This is a genomic window from Pseudomonas sp. 22082 (genome assembly GCF_052046055.1).
In the GTDB taxonomy this organism is placed as follows: domain Bacteria; phylum Pseudomonadota; class Gammaproteobacteria; order Pseudomonadales; family Pseudomonadaceae; genus Aquipseudomonas; species Aquipseudomonas pharyngis.
Genome location: NZ_JBQEQB010000011.1, coordinates 105,272 through 123,210, shown reverse-complemented (window position 1 = coordinate 123,210; position 17,939 = coordinate 105,272). Strand labels below are relative to the sequence as shown.

The following is a 17,939-nucleotide window of genomic DNA, read 5'->3' as shown; positions in this document are numbered from 1 at the left end:
AACACCAGCGCAGCTTATTAAGGCAAGGGACTAGACCATGCATTTCACCATTCAACGCGAAGCCCTGTTGAAACCCCTGCAACTGGTCGCAGGCGTCGTCGAGCGCCGACAGACCTTGCCGGTACTGTCCAACGTGCTGCTGGTTGTCGATGGCCAGCAACTGTCGCTGACCGGTACCGACCTGGAAGTCGAGCTGGTCGGTCGCGTGCAACTCGAGGAGCCGGCTGAAACAGGTTCCATCACCGTGCCAGCGCGCAAGCTGATGGACATCTGCAAGAGCCTGCCGAACGATGCGCTGATCGACATCAAGGTCGACGAGCAGAAGCTGGTGGTGAAAGCCGGCCGTAGCCGTTTCACCCTGTCGACCCTGCCGGCCAACGACTTCCCGACTGTGGAAGAAGGCCCGGGTTCGCTGACCACCAGCCTGGAACAGAGCAAGTTGCGTCGCCTGATCGAACGCACCAGTTTCGCCATGGCCCAGCAGGACGTGCGTTATTACCTCAACGGTATGTTGCTGGAAGTGTCGACCGGTGTGATCCGTGCCGTGGCCACCGACGGTCACCGTCTGGCCATGTGCTCGATGCAAGCCGACATCGGTCAGCAGGATCGCCATCAGGTGATTGTGCCGCGTAAAGGTATTCTCGAACTGGCACGTCTGCTCACCGAGCCGGATGGCAATGTCAGCATCGTGCTGGGCCAGCACCACATCCGCGCGACCACCGGCGAATTCACCTTCACCTCCAAGCTGGTCGACGGCAAGTTCCCGGACTACGAGCGTGTTCTGCCGAAAGGCGGCGACAAGTTGGTACTGGGCGATCGTCAGGCGCTGCGTGAAGCGTTCAGCCGTACCGCGATTCTGTCCAACGAGAAGTACCGCGGTATCCGTCTGCAACTGGCCAGCGGTCAGTTGAAGATCCAGGCCAACAACCCGGAGCAGGAAGAAGCGGAAGAAGAAGTGGGCGTGGAATACAACGGCGGCTCCCTGGAAATCGGCTTCAACGTCAGCTATCTGCTCGACGTGCTGGGCGTGATGACCACCGAGCAGGTTCGTCTGATCCTGTCCGACTCCAACAGCAGTGCGCTGGTGCAAGAGTCCGACAACGACGATTCGGCTTACGTTGTTATGCCGATGCGTCTGTAATCAGCTGACTCTGGATGTCGCTAAGTCGCGTCTCGGTCACCGCGGTGCGCAATCTGCACCCGGTGACCTTCTCCCCCTCCCCCCGAATCAACATTCTTTACGGCGCCAACGGCAGCGGCAAAACCAGTGTTCTGGAAGCCATTCACCTGCTGGGGCTTGCCCGTTCGTTTCGTAGCACGCGGCTGTTGCCGGTCATCCAGTATGAGCAACTCGCCTGCACTGTATTCGGCCAAGTCGAACTCGCTGAGGGGGGCCACAGCGCATTGGGGATATCTCGCGACCGTCAGGGCGAGTTCCAGATTCGCATTGACGGCCAGAATGCCCGTAGCGCCGCTCAACTGGCGGAGATCCTGCCGCTGCAGTTGATCAACCCCGACAGCTTCCGCCTGCTGGAAGGTGCGCCGAAGATTCGCCGGCAGTTTCTCGACTGGGGCGTGTTCCACGTTGAACCGCGGTTCATGGCCACTTGGCAGCGTTTGCAGAAGGCCTTGCGCCAGAGAAACTCCTGGCTGCGGCATGGTACACTTGACGCCGTTTCGCAAGCGGTTTGGGACAGGGAACTGTGTCAGGCCAGCGCTGAAATCGATGAATACCGCCGCGCTTACATCAAAGCCTTGAAACCAGTCTTTGAACAAACCTTGAGCGAACTGGTTGAGCTCGAAGGTTTGACGCTCAGCTATTACCGAGGCTGGGACAAAGACCGGGAATTGAGCGCTGTACTCGCCGGATCCGTGCAACGGGACCAGCAGATGGGTCACACCCAGGCCGGGCCACAACGGGCTGACTTGCGTCTTAGATTGGGCGCACACAACGCCGCGGACATCTTGTCCCGGGGTCAGCAGAAGTTAGTGGTCTGTGCGTTGCGGATTGCCCAGGGGCATCTGGTGAGCCAGGCCCGACGCGGCCAGTGTATTTATCTGGTGGATGACTTGCCGTCCGAGCTGGACGAGAGCCACCGTCGCGCGCTGTGCCGCTTGCTGGAAGACTTACGCTGCCAGGTTTTTATCACCTGTGTAGATCACGAATTATTGAGGGAAGGCTGGCAGACGGAAACGCCAGTCGCTCTGTTCCACGTGGAACAGGGCCGTATCACCCAGACCCACGACCATCGGGAGTGAAGGCATTGAGCGAAGAAAATACGTACGACTCATCGAGCATTAAAGTGCTGAAAGGCCTGGATGCCGTGCGCAAACGTCCCGGTATGTACATTGGTGACACCGACGATGGCAGCGGTCTGCACCACATGGTGTTCGAGGTGGTCGACAACTCGATCGACGAAGCCCTCGCCGGCCACTGCGACGACATCAGCATCATCATCCACCCGGATGAGTCCATCACCGTTAAAGACAACGGCCGTGGCATCCCGGTAGACGTGCACAAAGAGGAAGGCGTTTCCGCCGCCGAGGTCATCATGACCGTCCTCCACGCCGGTGGTAAGTTCGACGACAACTCCTACAAGGTATCCGGCGGTTTGCACGGTGTAGGTGTTTCGGTTGTGAACGCGCTGTCCGAAGAGCTGGTCCTGACCGTTCGCCGCAGCGGCAAGATCTGGGAACAGACCTACGTCCACGGCGTACCTCAGGCGCCAATGGCGATCGTTGGCGACAGCGAAACCACCGGTACCCAGATCCACTTCAAGGCTTCCAGCGAAACCTTCAAGAACATTCACTTCAGCTGGGACATCCTGGCCAAGCGCATTCGTGAACTGTCCTTCCTCAACTCCGGTGTCGGCATCGTCCTCAAGGATGAGCGCAGCGGCAAGGAAGAGCTGTTCAAGTACGAAGGCGGCCTGCGTGCGTTCGTTGAATACCTGAACACCAACAAGACTGCGGTCAACCAGGTGTTCCACTTCAACATCCAGCGTGAAGACGGCATCGGCGTGGAAATCGCCTTGCAGTGGAACGACAGCTTCAACGAGAACCTGTTGTGCTTCACCAACAACATTCCACAGCGCGACGGCGGCACCCACCTGGTGGGCTTCCGTTCCGCACTGACGCGTAACCTGAACAACTACATCGAGCAGGAAGGTCTGGCGAAGAAGCACAAAGTCGCCACCACCGGTGACGATGCCCGTGAAGGCTTGACCGCGATCATCTCGGTGAAGGTGCCGGATCCGAAGTTCAGCTCCCAGACCAAAGACAAGCTGGTGTCTTCCGAAGTGAAGACCGCGGTTGAACAGGAAATGGGCAAGTACTTCTCCGACTTCCTGCTGGAAAACCCGAACGAAGCCAAACTGGTCGTCGGCAAGATGATCGACGCTGCCCGTGCCCGTGAAGCCGCGCGCAAGGCTCGTGAGATGACCCGCCGCAAAGGCGCGCTGGACATCGCCGGCCTGCCGGGCAAGCTCGCTGACTGTCAGGAAAAAGACCCGGCGCTGTCCGAACTGTACCTCGTGGAAGGTGACTCCGCGGGCGGCTCTGCCAAGCAGGGACGTAACCGCAAGACCCAGGCCATCCTGCCGCTGAAGGGCAAGATCCTCAACGTCGAGAAAGCCCGTTTCGACAAGATGATCTCGTCCCAGGAAGTGGGCACCCTGATCACCGCGCTGGGCTGCGGCATCGGTCGCGAAGAGTACAACATCGACAAGCTGCGCTATCACAACATCATCATCATGACCGATGCTGACGTCGACGGTTCGCACATCCGTACCCTGCTGCTGACCTTCTTCTTCCGTCAGTTGCCTGAGCTGATCGAGCGCGGCTACATCTACATCGCCCAGCCGCCGCTGTACAAGGTCAAGAAAGGCAAGCAAGAGCAATACATCAAAGACGACGACGCCATGGAAGAGTACATGACGCAGTCGGCCCTGGAAGATGCGAGCCTGCACCTGAACGAAGACGCCCCGGGCATTTCCGGCGAAGCGCTGGAACGTCTGGTGAATGACTTCCGCATGGTGATGAAGACCCTCAAGCGTCTGTCGCGCCTGTATCCGCAGGAGCTGACCGAGCACTTCATCTACCTGCCGGCCGTCAGCCTGGAAATGCTCGGCGATCACGCAAAGATGCAGGACTGGCTGGCCCAGTACGAAGTCCGTCTGCGCACCGTCGAGAAGTCGGGCCTGGTCTACAAGGCCAGCCTGCGTGAAGACCGCGAGCGTGGCGTGTGGCTGCCAGAGGTCGAACTGATCTCCCACGGCCTGTCGAACTACGTCACCTTCAACCGCGATTTCTTCGGCAGCAACGACTACAAGACCGTCGTCACCCTCGGCGCTCAACTGAGCACCCTGCTCGATGAAGGCGCGTACATCCAGCGCGGCGAGCGCAAGAAAGCGGTCACCGAGTTCAAGGAAGCCCTGGACTGGCTGATGGCCGAAAGCACCAAGCGCCACACTATCCAGCGATACAAAGGTCTGGGCGAAATGAACCCGGATCAGCTGTGGGAAACCACCATGGACCCAAGCGTGCGCCGCATGCTGAAAGTCACCATCGAAGACGCCATTGGCGCAGACCAGATCTTCAACACCCTGATGGGTGATGCGGTCGAACCTCGCCGTGACTTCATCGAGAGCAATGCCCTGGCGGTGTCCAACCTGGACTTCTGATCCCGGTCAGCACCAACGAAAAGGCCAACGCACCAGCGTTGGCCTTTTTTTATTGCCTGCGATTCACTCCCCTGCCGCCACACTCTCCAACCGATACCCATACCCATAAATCGTCAACAACTGCCAACCCCGATCCGCCGTCAGCCCGAGCTTGTTGCGCAGGCGATAGATATGCGTGTCCAACGGTCGCGACGTGGACATCTCTTCGTGGGGCCAGAATCGTTCGTACAGGTAATCCCGTGACAGTGGTCGGCCGAGGTTGCTGAACAGACAATGGGCGAGGCGATACTCACGTTCAGTCATAACAATCGGTTTCCCGTCGCGGGTAACGGTGAGTTCGGCGTCGTCGAACACCAGGTCGTTGAAACGCAGAACCTCGGCCGGTGCGCTTCGTTGCAGGCTGTGCCGGCGCAATACCGCCGCCACGCGCGCCTTCAGTTCATTGGGCCGAAACGGCTTGCTGACATAATCGTCGGCACCCGCATTCAGGGCCTGGACGATATCGCTCTCACCATCGCGGCTGGTGAGCATGATGGCGGCTGGTGGGGCTTCCATGTGTTCGCGGGTCCAGCGCAGCAGCGCCAGGCCGGTGAGGTCGGGCAATTGCCAGTCGAGGATCAGCAGGTCGAAGGTTTCCCGGCGCAACTGTCGCAGCAGGTCTTCACCGCTTTCGAAGCTGTGCAGTGACCAGGGCTGTCCTCCGGCCTCGGCCATTTGTTGCAGGGTCTGCTCGACCCGGCGCAGTTCGGCGGGTTCATCGTCCAGTATCGCAACGCGCATACGCGGTGGTTCCTTGTCGCTCGGGCAATGGGTGCCGACCGGATCGGCTCACTCCATGCAGTGAAAGTAAGCGGCACGCCGAGGGGTGAGCCGCTATGATTCTTCGGGTCTACGTCCTCAGACCGGCCGCCTATGAAACCATTCAACCCGCCCTGCCCTGTTTCCCATGAATAACCACCGCCGACGCGAAAGCCGCGTACCCAGCCAGGTTCAGCGTTTGTTCCGGCAACTGGTGCGCGAGTGGGTGTGGATAAGTCTAGTGCTGTTGCCGCTGACTGCACTGCTTTCCTGGCGTGCGCAGATCAATTTGGATGATCCGGCGCCGTTGATGGGCGCGGGACTTTCAGTTGCCTTGGTCGCGTGCGTACTTGGGTTGCTGCTGTGGCGCCCGCGTCTGGCACTCTGGCTGACATTGGGCGGGATGGCCTGTGTGCTGCTGACCAGTGCAGGCCTGGCTGAAATGCGGCGTTGGTGGTCACCCACGCCGGCGGTGCTGGGCATGTTATTCGGTTATCTGATCTGGAACTGGCGACGCCTGAGTGTGGTGCTGACCTACTTCGGCTGGGAGCTGGCGCGGCTGGACAGTGAACCGAAAGTCTTTCCCGAACGGCGCCGGGCGCAGTTTCCCAGCGCCGACCGCTTGCAGGGGCAGATCATGGCGCTTGAGCAAGCCATGAGCCGTACCCGCGATACCCGCCGATTCATTGCCGACGGGCTGGAATATCTGCCGGTCGCGACCCTGATCAGCGATCCGCGGGGGCAAGTCTTGTTGGGCAATCGCAAGGCCCGGAGCCTGTTCGACCACAATCTGGTGGGCGAGGATGTGCTCGAGCAGCTGGCGAGCCTGGGCTATCCGGAGTTGTCCACAGAGTCGCGCCCACCGCTCTCCGAGCTGCCTCTGCTGGAGTTTCGTGACCACAGGGAACGTAGCCTGCGCCTGGAGCGCGCCGCTTTATTGCCGGTCGATGGCGACTTGCCGATCGGCTGGCTCCTGAGCCTCACTGACCTCAGCGCCGAACGCGCCGCCGAGGAACAGCGCGGTGTATTGCTGCGTTTTCTGTCCCATGACCTGCGCGCGCCCCATTCGGCGATTCTTGCCCTGCTCGAGGTGCACCGGCATCAGACAGGAACGGATTCGCCGCTGTTCGAACAGATTGAACGCCAGGTACGTCGGGCGCTGGAGCTCACCGATGGCTTCGTTCTGCTGGCCCGGGCCGAATCCGAGGCGTATCAGTTTCAACCGAGCCTGTTCGGGATGCTGGTCATGGACGTTCTGGATCAGGCGTTGCCCATCGCTCAGCAAAAACGCATCGAGCTCTTGAGCGACATGGACGAACAATCACAGGAGCGTCTGATTCTGGCCGATCAAGGCTTGTTGACCCGCGCACTGTTCAACCTGCTGGAAAATGCGATCAAGTACAGCCCGGCCGGATCCACAGTGAATCTGCGTGTCAGTTGCGACAACGACTGGCTGCGTTGTGAGCTGTCCGATCAAGGCAAAGGCATCGCTGCAGAAGAACTGCCTGACCTGTTCAGCCAGTACCGGCGGTTTTCCTCTGCGCAGGGTATCGATGGCGTGGGGCTTGGGCTGTCGATGGTCAAAGCCGTGGTCGATCACCACGGCGGTCGGATCGAATGCCTGAGTGTGGTCGATCAAGGCACGACGTTCCGTCTGGAACTGCCACTGATCGCTGAAGAGCAGGCATAAAAAAACCGGCTATATCAGCCGGTTTCCTTACTTCCGAAAAAAACTTATGCACCTTTTACGGTGTTTTATCAGCTTCGGAAATATATAAGTAAATCAGTAAGTTAATTCGATAATTCTGGATTTTGCGAACAAACCGTACACAGGTTATCCACAAATCTCAGACAGCGATCTGATCGTTCGCAGCCGGTGCCTGAGGGGCCGGAGGCAGCGAGCCCATTTCTCGTTGCGTTTTCTCGTTCCACGCCTGCACCCGGTCATTCAGATCGGCGATGGCGCGCGGGCCACTGCCCTCGGCGTACATCGGCTCACCGATGACCACGGTGATCACACCCTGCTTTTTACCCCAACCGATTTTCGGCCAGAACTTGCCGGCATTGTGTGCAATCGGCAGTACCGGAAGCGCCGCATTCACCGCCAATGCGCTGCCACTGCGGGAGAACTTGCCGATGGTGCCATGGGGAACGCGAGTACCTTCAGGGAAAATCAGCACCCAGACATCGTCCTTGAGCAGCTCGTCACCTTTCGCCGCCACCTGCTTGAGGGCGGCTTTCGGGTTGTCGCGGTCAATCGCGATCGGTCGCAGCATGGCCATGGCCCAGCCGAAGAACGGCACGTACAGCAGTTCGCGCTTGAGCACTTGGCTCAAGGGCGAGAAATAAGCGGAGAGAAAGAACGTCTCCCAGGTGCTCTGGTGGTTCGATTGAATCACGCAGGGCCGGTCAGGCACGTTTTCCGCGCCTTTGACTTCGTAACGGATACCGAGGAACACCTTGGTCAACCACAAGGCGCAACGGCACCAGTACACGTTGATGAAACGATAGCGCGCCTTGAACGGCAGAAAGGGCGCGATAAAAAAGCTCAGGCTGCACCACAGCAGAGCGGTGGTACCCAGCAGCAGGTAAAAGAGGAAGATTCTGATGGCCTGCAGTATCGACATGGCGACGTTTACCGTTACGGGCAATGCCCGACTGTTCAAGCGCACTCCCGATCAATCCCTGGTCAGGAACTTCAGAAGCACTCTAGTTGTGGATAAGTTCTGCGGCAATCGCCGCGAGATCGTCAAAAATCAGGGTGCCCACCGGCAAGGTCTTGGCCTGAGTCTTTTCGCCTTTCCCGGTCTTTACCAAAACGGGCTGTGAATCGACGGCTTTGGCGGCCTCCAGGTCACCAAGGCTGTCGCCGACGAACCAGACATTCGTCAGCGCGACGTTGTAATGCTGTGCGATGGTTTTCAACATCCCCGGTTTCGGCTTGCGACAATCGCAACCCTCATCCGGCCCATGCGGGCAATACACGATCAGCCCGACTTCACCGCCCTGCTCCGCCACCAGTTCGCGCAGGCGCGCGTGCATGGCATCGAGGGTGGCGAGGTCGTAGTAGCCGCGAGCAATGCCCGACTGGTTGGTGGCGACCGCCACCGTCCAGCCGGCCTTGCTCAACTGCGCAATCGCTTCGATCGAGCCGGGGAGCGGAATCCACTCCTCCACCGACTTGATGTAAGCATCGGAGTCGTAATTGATCACTCCGTCCCGATCGAGAATCAGCAGTTTCAACAGCAATCCCTCAACCCAGCAGCGAAATGTCGGCAACGCCCAGGAACAGGCCCCGCAGACGCGCCAGCAGCGCGTAACGGTTGGCCCGCACATTGGCGTCGTCGGCATTGACCATCACCGCGTCGAAGAACGCGTCCACCGGCTCGCGCAGTGCAGCCAGGCGTGCCAGCGATTCGTTGTACTGACGCGCCGCAGCCATTGGCTGTACAGCCTGGTCCGCTTGCTGGATCGCCGAGTACAGCGAGAACTCGTTGGCATTGTCGAAGTATTTGGCCTGGACTTCGGTCGGCACCGAGCCTTCCACCTTGCTCAACAGGTTCGATACGCGCTTGTTCACCGCCGCCAGTGCTGCCGCTTCCGGCAGTTTGCGGAAGGCCTGAACCGCTTGCACACGCTGGTCGAAGTCCAGCGCCGAACCCGGCTTCAGGGCACGCACCGACAGGTAGGTGGCGACATCCACGCCTTCGTCTTCGTAACGCGCACGCAGACGGTCGAAGATGAATTCCAGCACCGCGTCGTTCAGGCCGGCAGCCTTGACCTTGGCACCGAAGGCATTCACGGCGAATGCCACGGCGTCGTTCAGGTCCAGATCCAGTTGTTTCTCGATCAGGATCCGCAGCACGCCCAGTGCCGCACGGCGCAGGGCATACGGGTCTTTGCTGCCGGTCGGCAGCATGCCGATGCCGAAGATGCCGACCAGGGTGTCGAGCTTGTCGGCGATGGCCACGGCCGCACCGGTCAGGGTGGCAGGCAGTTCAGCGCCGGCACCGCGCGGCATGTACTGCTCGTTCAGCGCCAGGGCGACGTCTTCCGGCTCGCCGTCATTGAGGGCGTAGTAGTAGCCGGCGACACCTTGCATCTCCGGGAACTCGCCGACCATTTCGGTCGCCAGGTCGCACTTCGACAGCAGGCCAGCACGGGCAGCCCACGAAGCGTTGCCGCCGATGCGTGCGGCGATGTACGCCGCCAGTTTCGAGACACGCTCGGCCTTGTCGTAGACGCTGCCGAGTTTTTCCTGGAACACCACGTTCTGCAGGCGATCGTTGAACGCTTCGAGCTTCTGCTTCTTGTCCTGCTTGAAGAAGAACTCGGCGTCGGTGAGGCGTGGGCGAACCACCTTCTCGTTACCGGCGATGATCTGCTGCGGGTCTTTGGATTCGATGTTGGCCACGGTGATGAAACGTGGCAGCAACTTGCCGTCGGCATCGAGCAGGCAGAAGTACTTCTGGTTGTCCTGCATGGTGGTGATCAGCGCTTCCTGCGGCACGTCGAGGAAACGCTCCTCGAACGAGCAAACCAGCGGCACCGGCCACTCGACCAGCGCGGTCACTTCGTCGAGCAACGCAGGAGGCACGATCGCGGTGCCTTCCTGACGGGTCGCCAGCTCTTCGGTGCGTTTGCTGATGATTTCGCGACGCTCGTTGGCGTCGGCCAGTACGTAGGCGGCACGCAGGTCGGCCAGGTAGCTCGCCGGCGAACCGATGCGCACGCTTTGCGGGTGGTGGAAACGGTGGCCACGGGATTCACGGCCAGCCTTCTGCGCGAGGATCGTGCAGTCGATGACCTGATCGCCGAGCAGCATCACCAGCCACTGGGTCGGACGCACGAACTCTTCCTTGCGCGCCCCCCAACGCATGCGTTTCGGGATCGGCAGGTCGTTCAGCGAGTCTTCGACGATGGTCGGCAGCAGACTTGCAGTCGGCTTGCCGGCGATGTTCTGGCTGTAGCGCAGTTTCGGACCGCTCTGGTCGATTTCGCTCAGCTCGACGCCGCACTTCTTGGCAAAGCCCAGTGCCGCTTGAGTCGGGTTGCCGTCGGCATCGAACGCGGCCTGACGCGGCGGGCCGTCGAGGTTGATGCTGCGGTCCGGCTGCTGGGTGGCCAGCGCAGTGATCAGCACAGCCAGGCGACGCGGCGCGGCGTAAACGGTTTTGGTCTCGTAATTCAGGCCGGCAGCCTGCAGGCCCTTGTCGATACCGGCCAGGAACGCTTCGGCCAGGGTGTTCAGGGCTTTGGGTGGCAGTTCTTCGGTGCCCAGTTCAACCAGAAAATCTTGAGCACTCATTGTGCAGCCTCCAGCTTGGCCAGTACTTCGTCACGCAGGTCCGGGGTTGCCATCGGGAAGCCCAGCTTGGCGCGGGCCAGCAGGTAGGCTTGGGCGACGGAACGCGCCAGGGTGCGAACGCGCAGAATGTATTGCTGACGCGCGGTCACCGAGATCGCCCGGCGCGCATCCAGCAGGTTGAAGGTGTGCGAGGCCTTCAGGACCATTTCGTAACTTGGCAACGGCAGCGGCTGGTCGAGTTCGATCAGGCGCTTGGCTTCGCTTTCATAGAAGTCGAACAGTTCGAACAGCTTGTCGACGTTGGCGTGTTCGAAGTTGTAGGTGGACTGCTCCACCTCGTTCTGGTGGAACACGTCGCCGTAGGTCACTTTGCCGAACGGACCGTCAGCCCAGACCAGGTCGTAGACCGAATCCACGCCCTGCAGGTACATGGCCAGACGCTCGAGGCCGTAGGTGATCTCGCCGGTCACCGGGTAGCACTCGATGCCGCCCGCTTGCTGGAAGTAGGTGAACTGAGTCACTTCCATGCCGTTCAGCCAGACTTCCCAGCCCAGACCCCAGGCGCCGAGGGTCGGCGATTCCCAGTTGTCTTCGACGAAGCGGATGTCGTGGACCAGCGGGTCCAGGCCGACATGCTTGAGGGAGCCCAGGTACAGTTCCTGGAAGTTGTCCGGGTTCGGCTTCAGGACCACCTGGAACTGGTAGTAGTGCTGCAGACGGTTCGGGTTTTCGCCGTAACGGCCGTCAGTCGGACGGCGGCTTGGCTGCACGTAAGCGGCGTTCCAGGTTTCCGGGCCGATGGCGCGCAGGAATGTCGCGGTGTGGAAAGTGCCGGCGCCTACTTCCATATCGTAGGGCTGAAGTACCACACAACCTTGCTCGGCCCAGTACTGCTGGAGCGCGAGGATCAAGTCTTGGAAGGTACGCACGGCTGGCGTAGGCTGGCTCACGAAATTCACCTGTTTCTTGGGCTGCGATTTAAAGAGCGGGAGTATACCCGATTCAGTCGCACCTCCACCCCCTGGAGCCTTATGCCACGCTGCTTTTGGTGCAACGAAGATCCGCTGTACATGGCTTACCACGATCAGGAGTGGGGTACGCCGCTACGCGATGCGCAGGGTTTGTTCGAGTTGCTTTTGCTCGAAGGGTTCCAGGCCGGGCTGTCGTGGATCACCGTGCTGCGCAAGCGCGAGCGATATCGCGAGGTGCTGTTCGGCTTCGACGTACAGCGTGTGGCGCAGATGAGCGACGCGGAAATCGACGAATTGATGCTCGATCCGGGGATCATCCGCAACCGTCTCAAACTCAATGCCGCCCGGCGCAACGCCCAGGCCTGGCTGGCGCTGGAAGATCCGGTGGCGTTTCTCTGGTCGTTTGTGGATAACCGCCCGGTGATCAATCATTTCAAGGATCGCAGCGAAGTCCCGGCCATCACCCCGCAGGCAGTGGCCATGAGCAAAGGCCTGAAAAAGGCCGGTTTCACCTTCGTCGGCCCGACCATCTGCTACGCGCTGATGCAGGCCTCGGGCATGGTCATGGATCACACTCAGGACTGCGACCGCTACGCGCAGCTCGTCAACGGCGGTTAGAATGGCCGCCTCGCGCACCGCACAAGATCAGGAGTGACCTGTGGAAAAGTTTAAAGGCGCCATGCTGGTTGGCGCTCTGCGGCTGTTTGCCCTGCTGCCGTGGCGGGCCGTGCAGGCCGTGGGTTCGGCGATCGGCTGGATCATGTGGAAAACCCCCAACCGTTCCCGCGATGTGGTGCGGATCAACCTGGCCAAATGTTTTCCCCAGATGGACCCGGCCGAACGCGAGCGTCTGGTCGGCCAGAGCCTCAAGGACATCGGCAAGTCCCTGACCGAAAGCGCCTGCGCCTGGATCTGGCCGGCCCAGCGCTCCATCGACCTGGTGCGCGAAGTCGAAGGCCTCGAGGTGCTGAAAGAAGCGCTGGCCTCGGGCAAGGGCGTGGTCGGCATCACCAGTCACCTGGGCAACTGGGAAGTGCTCAACCACTTCTATTGCAGCCAGTGCAAACCGATCATTTTCTACCGGCCACCAAAGCTCAAGGCTGTGGATGAATTGCTGCGCAAGCAGCGGGTGCAATTGGGCAACCGCGTGGCGGCGTCGACCAAGGAAGGCATCCTCAGTGTCATCAAGGAAGTGCGCAAGGGCGGTCAGGTGGGGATTCCTGCGGATCCGGAACCGGCGGAATCCGCCGGGATCTTCGTGCCGTTCTTCGCCACACAGGCCCTGACCAGCAAGTTCGTGCCGAACATGCTCGCCGGTGGCAAAGCTGTCGGCGTGTTCCTGCATGCCCTGCGCCTGCCGGACGGTTCCGGCTACAAGGTGATCCTCGAGGCGGCGCCGGAAGCGATGTACAGCACCGACACCGAAACGTCCTGCGCGGCGATGAGTCAGGTGGTCGAGCGTTATGTGGCGGCTTATCCGAGCCAGTACATGTGGAGCATGAAACGCTTCAAGAAGCGTCCGCCGGGCGAGGCGCGCTGGTACTGATCGGCGATGGGCGTTTGTGGATAACCTGAACAAACGGGTTATCCACAGCCGTCATGGCTTCCGCCGATCCAGCTTCTTCAGAAACACCGTCATTTCCTTTTCGGCCTGCTTGTCGCCATGGGCCCGCGCCGCTTCCAGCCCCTGCTCCCACGCCTGGCGAGCAGCCGCCAGATCACCCAGCGCCAGTTGCGCCTTGCCCAACAGCTTCCAAGCCGCCGAATACTTCGGATCAAAGCCGACGCAATGCTGGAAATGCTCGGCCGCCTTCGCGTTCTCTCCCAGATCCAGATAACCCTTGCCCAAGCCGAAGCGCAGCAGCGAGTTATCCACACCCTTGGCGAGCATTTTTTCCAGGGATTCGATCATCGGTCTCGCCTCTGGTCGATCAGAAGAAACTCAGGCCCACGTGGAACAGCTTCTCCACATCGCGAATATGCTTTTTATCCACAAGGAACAGAATCACATGGTCGCCGGCGGCAATCACCGTGTCGCCATGGGCGATGATCACTTCTTCATCGCGGATGATCGCGCCAATGGTAGTTCCCGGCGGCAGCGCAATGTTGTCGATGGTCTTGCCGATGACCTTGCTCGACTTCGAATCTCCGTGGGCCACCGCTTCGATGGCTTCCGCCGCGCCACGGCGCAATGAGTGCACGCTGACGATATCGCCGCGCCGCACATGCGCCAGCAAGGTGCCGATGGTTGCCAGTTGCGGGCTGATGGCGATGTCGATGTCACCGCCCTGGATCAGGTCCACGTAGGCCGGGTTGTTGATGATCGTCATCACCTTCTTCGCGCCCAGGCGCTTGGCCAGCAGCGACGACATGATGTTGGCTTCGTCATCGTTGGTCAGGGCGAGAAAGATGTCGGCGTCGGCGATGTTCTCTTCCAGCAGCAGGTCGCGATCCGACGCGCTGCCCTGCAACACCACGGTGCTGTCGAGGGTGTCGGAGAGATAACGACAGCGCGCCGGATTCATCTCGATGATCTTCACCTGATAGCGGCTTTCGATGGCCTCGGCCAGCCGTTCGCCGATCTGCCCGCCACCGGCGATGACGATACGCTTGTAGCTTTCGTCGAGCCGGCGCATTTCGCTCATCACCGCGCGAATGTTCGCACGGGCGGCAATGAAGAAGACTTCGTCGTCGGCCTCGATCACCGTGTCGCCCTGGGGAAGAATCGGTCGATCGCGGCGGAAAATCGCGGCCACCCGTGTTTCCACATTCGGCATGTGTTCGCGCAACTGGCGCAGCTGCTGGCCTACCAGCGGCCCGCCGTAGTAGGCGCGCACCGCGACCAGTTGCGCCTGGCCTTCGGCGAAATCGATCACCTGCAGGGCGCCGGGGTGCTGGATCAGACGCTTGATGTAGTTGGTGACGACCTGCTCGGGACTGATCAGCACGTCGACCGGAATCGCCTCGTTCTGGAACAGCTGCTCCTCGCGGGTCAGATAAGACGCTTCGCGCACCCGGGCAATCTTGGTCGGGGTGTGGAACAGGGTGTGAGCGACCTGGCAGGCAACCATGTTGGTTTCGTCGCTGTTGGTCACCGCGACCAGCATGTCGGCGTCGTCGGCACCGGCCTGACGCAGAATGTTCGGCAGCGAGCCTCGGCCCTGCACGGTGCGGATGTCGAGGCGATCGCCAAGGTCGCGCAGACGGTCGCCGTCAGTGTCGACCACCGTGATGTCATTGGCCTCGCTGGCCAGATGTTCAGCCAGCGAACCGCCGACCTGTCCCGCACCGAGGATGATGATTTTCATCCAGTCACTCCATTGAATCCGTTTAGCTGCGCGCGGCAGCGATCTTGATCAGCTTGGCGTAGTAGAACCCGTCGTGCCCGCCCTGCTGGGCCAGCAATTGGCGACCATGGGGCTGCTTGATCCCGGCGGCGGTGGCCAGATCGAGCTCCCGCGCGCCCGGCGTACGCTCAAGGAACGCAGCGATGACTTCGGTGTTTTCGGTCGGCAAGGTCGAGCAGGTGGCGTAGAGCAGGATGCCGCCCACTTCGAGGGTTTTCCACATCGCGTCGAGCAACTCGCCTTGCAGTTGCGCGAGGGCGGCGATGTCGTCGGCCTGACGGGTCAGCTTGATGTCCGGATGGCGGCGGATCACTCCGGTGGCCGAGCATGGCGCGTCGAGCAGGATGCGCTGGAACGGTTTGCCGTCCCACCACGCTGCCGTGTCGCGACCGTCGGCGGCAATCAGTTCGGCGCTCAAGCCGAGGCGTTCGAGGTTTTCCTTCACTCGCACCAGCCGCTTGGCTTCCAGATCCACTGCTACCACGCCGACCAGTGCCGGTTCGGCTTCGAGGATGTGGCATGTCTTGCCGCCCGGCGCGCAGCAGGCGTCCAGCACTCGCTGGCCCGGCGCGAGGTCGAGCAGGTCGGCGGCCAGTTGCGCGGCTTCGTCCTGCACACTGATCCAGCCTTCGGCGAAACCCGGCAGGCTGCGCACATCGGCGGCAGTGTCGAGGATGATGCCGTCGCGGCTGAAGGTGCATGGCTGTGCGGCGATACCCGCTTCAGTCAGCAGACTCAGGTAGGCATCGCGGCTGTGATGACGGCGATTGACCCGCAGGATCATCGGCGGATGCGCGTTGTTGGCTTCGCAGATCGCTTCCCATTGCTCGGGCCAGAAGGCCTTGAGGGATTTTTGCAGCCAGCGCGGGTGAGCGGTGCGCACCACCGGATCGCGTTCCAGTTCGGCGAAGATCGCCTCATGTTCGCGCTGCGCATTGCGCAGTACGGCGTTGAGCAAACCTTTGGCCCACGGCTTTTTCAGCTTGTCGGCGCAACCGACGGTTTCGCCGATGGCGGCGTGTGGCGGGACGCGGGTGTAGAGCAGTTGATAGAGACCCACCAGCAGCAGCGCCTCGACATCGGCGTCCGCCGCCTTGAACGGTTTCTGCAGCAGTTTCTCCGCAAGCGCCGACAAGCGTGGCTGCCAACGGGCGGTGCCGAACGCCAGGTCCTGGGTGAAACCGCGATCGCGATCTTCGACCTTGTCCAGTTGCGTCGGCAGGGAGCTGTTGAGCGAAGCCTTGCCGCTCAAGACAGCGGCGAGTGCCTTGGCGGCGGCCAGACGCGGGTTCATTGCGCGTCCACCGCTGCGCCCAGCACGGTGCCGGTGGCGAATTTCTCACGACGGCTGTTGAACAGATCGCTGAAGTTCAGCGCCTTGCCGCCGGGCAATTGCAGGCGGGTCAGGCACAGCGCCTGTTCGCCGCAAGCGACGAGCAGACCGTCCTTGCTGGCGCCGAGGATGGTGCCCGGTGCGCCTTTGCCTTCGGCCAGTGTCGCCGCCAGCACTTTCAGCGCTTCGCCGTTGAGCGTGCTGTGGGTGATCGGCCATGGATTGAAGGCGCGGACCAGACGTTCCAGCTCAACGGCCGGGCGGCTCCAGTCGAGGCGTGCTTCGTCCTTGTTCAGTTTGTGCGCGTAGGTGGCGAGCTCGTCGTTCTGCACTTCGCCTTCCAGGGTGCCAGCGGCCAGACCGGCAATCGCCTGCACGACGGCTGGCGGGCCCATTTCAGCGAGGCGATCGTGGAGGCTGCCGCCGGTGTCTTCGGCGCTGATCGGGGTCACGACTTTGAGCAGCATCGGCCCGGTATCGAGGCCTGCTTCCATGCGCATGACGGTCACGCCGCTCTCGGCGTCGCCCGCTTCCACGGCGCGCTGGATCGGCGCCGCTCCGCGCCAGCGTGGCAGCAGCGAGGCGTGGCTGTTGATGCAGCCCAGGCGCGGAATATCCAGCACCGCTTGCGGCAGGATCAGGCCGTAGGCGACCACCACCATCAAGTCAGGCTTGAGCGCCGCGAGCTCGGCTTGAGCGTCAGGGTTGCGCAGGGTCGGCGGCTGCAACACCTGGATATTGTTTTCCAGGGCGAGCTGTTTGACCGGGCTCGGCATCAGTTTTTGCCCACGACCGGCCGGACGATCCGGTTGGGTGTAGACCGCAACGATCTCATAAGGGCTGTCCAGCAGGGCCTTGAGGTGTTCGGCGGCGAATTCCGGGGTGCCGGCAAAAACGATGCGCAGTGGCTCAGTCATGGGGGAGTCTCATAAAAAGAAAAAGGCTTGCCGCAGCAAGCCTTTGGAGAGGGGCATCAAGCGTTCTGGCGGTGCTGCTTTTCCAGTTTCTTCTTGATCCGGTCGCGTTTGAGCGTGGACAGGTAATCGACGAACAACTTGCCGTTGAGGTGGTCGCATTCATGCTGGATGCATACTGCGAGCAGGCCTTCGGCGATCAGTTCGTAAGGCTTGCCATCACGGTCCAGAGCCTTGATTTTGACCTTCTGCGGGCGGTCAACGTTTTCGTAGAAACCCGGCACCGAGAGGCAACCTTCCTGGTATTGCTCCATTTCGTCGGTCAGCGATTCGAACTCGGGGTTGATGAACACCCGCGGTTCGGTGCGGTCTTCGGAAAGGTCCATCACGACGATACGTTTGTGCACGTTGACCTGGGTCGCGGCAAGGCCGATGCCCGGCGCTTCATACATTGTTTCAAACATGTCATCGACCAGCTGACGCACTTCGTCGTCCACTACAGCCACAGGTTTGGCGATAGTGCGCAGACGCGGGTCCGGAAATTCGAGGATGTTCAAAATGGCCATAAGCTTGATTGCTGCACGTG

The 17,939-nt window shown here is 61.0% G+C and carries 16 protein-coding genes; 6 read left to right on the top strand and 10 right to left on the bottom strand.

The window, feature by feature from the left end:
• Nucleotides 1-37: 37 nt before the first annotated feature.
• The 3 genes from dnaN to gyrB are packed head-to-tail and all read left to right on the top strand — an operon-like array spanning nt 38 to nt 4,682.
• A complete protein-coding gene (gene dnaN / locus ACTJK9_RS15120) occupies nt 38-1,141 on the top strand; it encodes a DNA polymerase III subunit beta (RefSeq protein WP_011331733.1) in 1,104 nt (367 codons plus the stop codon).
• A gap of 14 nt (nt 1,142-1,155) precedes the next feature.
• Entirely contained in the window at nt 1,156-2,259 is a 1,104-nt protein-coding gene (gene recF, locus ACTJK9_RS15115) for a DNA replication/repair protein RecF (protein ID WP_003220208.1), read from the top strand.
• Between the two features lie 5 nt (nt 2,260-2,264).
• Nucleotides 2,265-4,682 carry a DNA topoisomerase (ATP-hydrolyzing) subunit B gene (gene gyrB, locus ACTJK9_RS15110; protein ID WP_011331734.1) on the top strand — a complete coding sequence of 806 codons (2,418 nt, stop codon included), beginning with the start codon at nt 2,265-2,267 and terminating at the stop codon, nt 4,680-4,682.
• Between the two features lie 63 nt (nt 4,683-4,745).
• Here the strand turns inward: gyrB and ACTJK9_RS15105 are convergent, their stop codons facing one another.
• Nucleotides 4,746-5,462 (bottom strand): response regulator transcription factor, encoded by a 717-nt coding sequence (locus tag ACTJK9_RS15105; protein ID WP_064592400.1) that lies wholly within the window; start codon nt 5,460-5,462, stop codon nt 4,746-4,748.
• Between the two features lie 166 nt (nt 5,463-5,628).
• Between ACTJK9_RS15105 and ACTJK9_RS15100 the strand changes: the two genes are divergently transcribed.
• The gene (locus tag ACTJK9_RS15100) at nt 5,629-7,170 is read left to right on the top strand and encodes a sensor histidine kinase (RefSeq protein ID WP_440814644.1); all 1,542 of its coding nucleotides are present in this window, start codon (nt 5,629-5,631) and stop codon (nt 7,168-7,170) included.
• 157 nt (nt 7,171-7,327) lie between these two features.
• Here ACTJK9_RS15100 and ACTJK9_RS15095 read toward each other — a convergent pair whose 3' ends face one another.
• The 4 genes from ACTJK9_RS15095 to glyQ all read right to left on the bottom strand — a co-directional run bounded on the left by ACTJK9_RS15095 (nt 7,328) and on the right by glyQ (nt 11,738).
• The gene (locus ACTJK9_RS15095) at nt 7,328-8,107 is read right to left on the bottom strand and encodes a lysophospholipid acyltransferase family protein (protein WP_064592402.1); all 780 of its coding nucleotides are present in this window, start codon (nt 8,105-8,107) and stop codon (nt 7,328-7,330) included.
• Nucleotides 8,108-8,189: 82 nt separating this feature from the next.
• Nucleotides 8,190-8,729, bottom strand: coding sequence for a D-glycero-beta-D-manno-heptose 1,7-bisphosphate 7-phosphatase (gmhB, locus tag ACTJK9_RS15090; protein ID WP_164872121.1), 540 nt, complete (start codon nt 8,727-8,729; stop codon nt 8,190-8,192).
• Nucleotides 8,730-8,733: 4 nt separating this feature from the next.
• Nucleotides 8,734-10,788 carry a glycine--tRNA ligase subunit beta gene (glyS, locus tag ACTJK9_RS15085; RefSeq protein WP_085612486.1) on the bottom strand — a complete coding sequence of 685 codons (2,055 nt, stop codon included), beginning with the start codon at nt 10,786-10,788 and terminating at the stop codon, nt 8,734-8,736.
• Nucleotides 10,785-11,738: a glycine--tRNA ligase subunit alpha gene (gene glyQ, locus ACTJK9_RS15080; protein WP_003187265.1), complete on the bottom strand. Its 954-nt coding sequence runs from the start codon at nt 11,736-11,738 to the stop codon at nt 10,785-10,787. Before glyQ ends, glyS begins: the two co-directional genes overlap by 4 nt.
• 81 nt (nt 11,739-11,819) lie before the next feature.
• Here glyQ and tag point away from each other — a divergent pair, with 81 nt between their 5' ends.
• Nucleotides 11,820-12,377, top strand: coding sequence for a DNA-3-methyladenine glycosylase I (tag, locus tag ACTJK9_RS15075; RefSeq protein WP_064592405.1), 558 nt, complete (start codon nt 11,820-11,822; stop codon nt 12,375-12,377).
• Between the two features lie 40 nt (nt 12,378-12,417).
• A complete protein-coding gene (locus ACTJK9_RS15070) occupies nt 12,418-13,305 on the top strand; it encodes a lysophospholipid acyltransferase (protein WP_085612487.1) in 888 nt (295 codons plus the stop codon).
• A 51-nt stretch (nt 13,306-13,356) separates the two neighbouring features.
• Here the strand turns inward: ACTJK9_RS15070 and ACTJK9_RS15065 are convergent, their stop codons facing one another.
• From ACTJK9_RS15065 to def, 5 genes are read right to left on the bottom strand one after another with little or no spacing between them, the layout of a single operon-like run.
• On the bottom strand, nt 13,357-13,671 hold the full coding sequence (locus tag ACTJK9_RS15065) for a tetratricopeptide repeat protein (protein ID WP_085647159.1): 315 nt from the start codon (nt 13,669-13,671) through the stop codon (nt 13,357-13,359).
• 19 nt (nt 13,672-13,690) lie between these two features.
• Complete coding sequence (gene trkA, locus ACTJK9_RS15060) at nt 13,691-15,067, bottom strand: Trk system potassium transporter TrkA (protein ID WP_039764938.1); 1,377 nt, start codon at nt 15,065-15,067, stop codon at nt 13,691-13,693.
• A 22-nt stretch (nt 15,068-15,089) separates the two neighbouring features.
• The gene (gene rsmB, locus ACTJK9_RS15055) at nt 15,090-16,400 is read right to left on the bottom strand and encodes a 16S rRNA (cytosine(967)-C(5))-methyltransferase RsmB (protein ID WP_085612489.1); all 1,311 of its coding nucleotides are present in this window, start codon (nt 16,398-16,400) and stop codon (nt 15,090-15,092) included.
• The gene (fmt, locus tag ACTJK9_RS15050) at nt 16,397-17,356 is read right to left on the bottom strand and encodes a methionyl-tRNA formyltransferase (RefSeq protein ID WP_085612490.1); all 960 of its coding nucleotides are present in this window, start codon (nt 17,354-17,356) and stop codon (nt 16,397-16,399) included. The genes rsmB and fmt overlap by 4 nt, the downstream gene beginning before the upstream one ends.
• A gap of 56 nt (nt 17,357-17,412) precedes the next feature.
• Nucleotides 17,413-17,919, bottom strand: a complete 507-nt coding sequence (def, locus tag ACTJK9_RS15045) for a peptide deformylase (RefSeq protein ID WP_007954104.1) — start codon at nt 17,917-17,919, stop codon at nt 17,413-17,415.
• Nucleotides 17,920-17,939 lie beyond the last annotated feature (20 nt).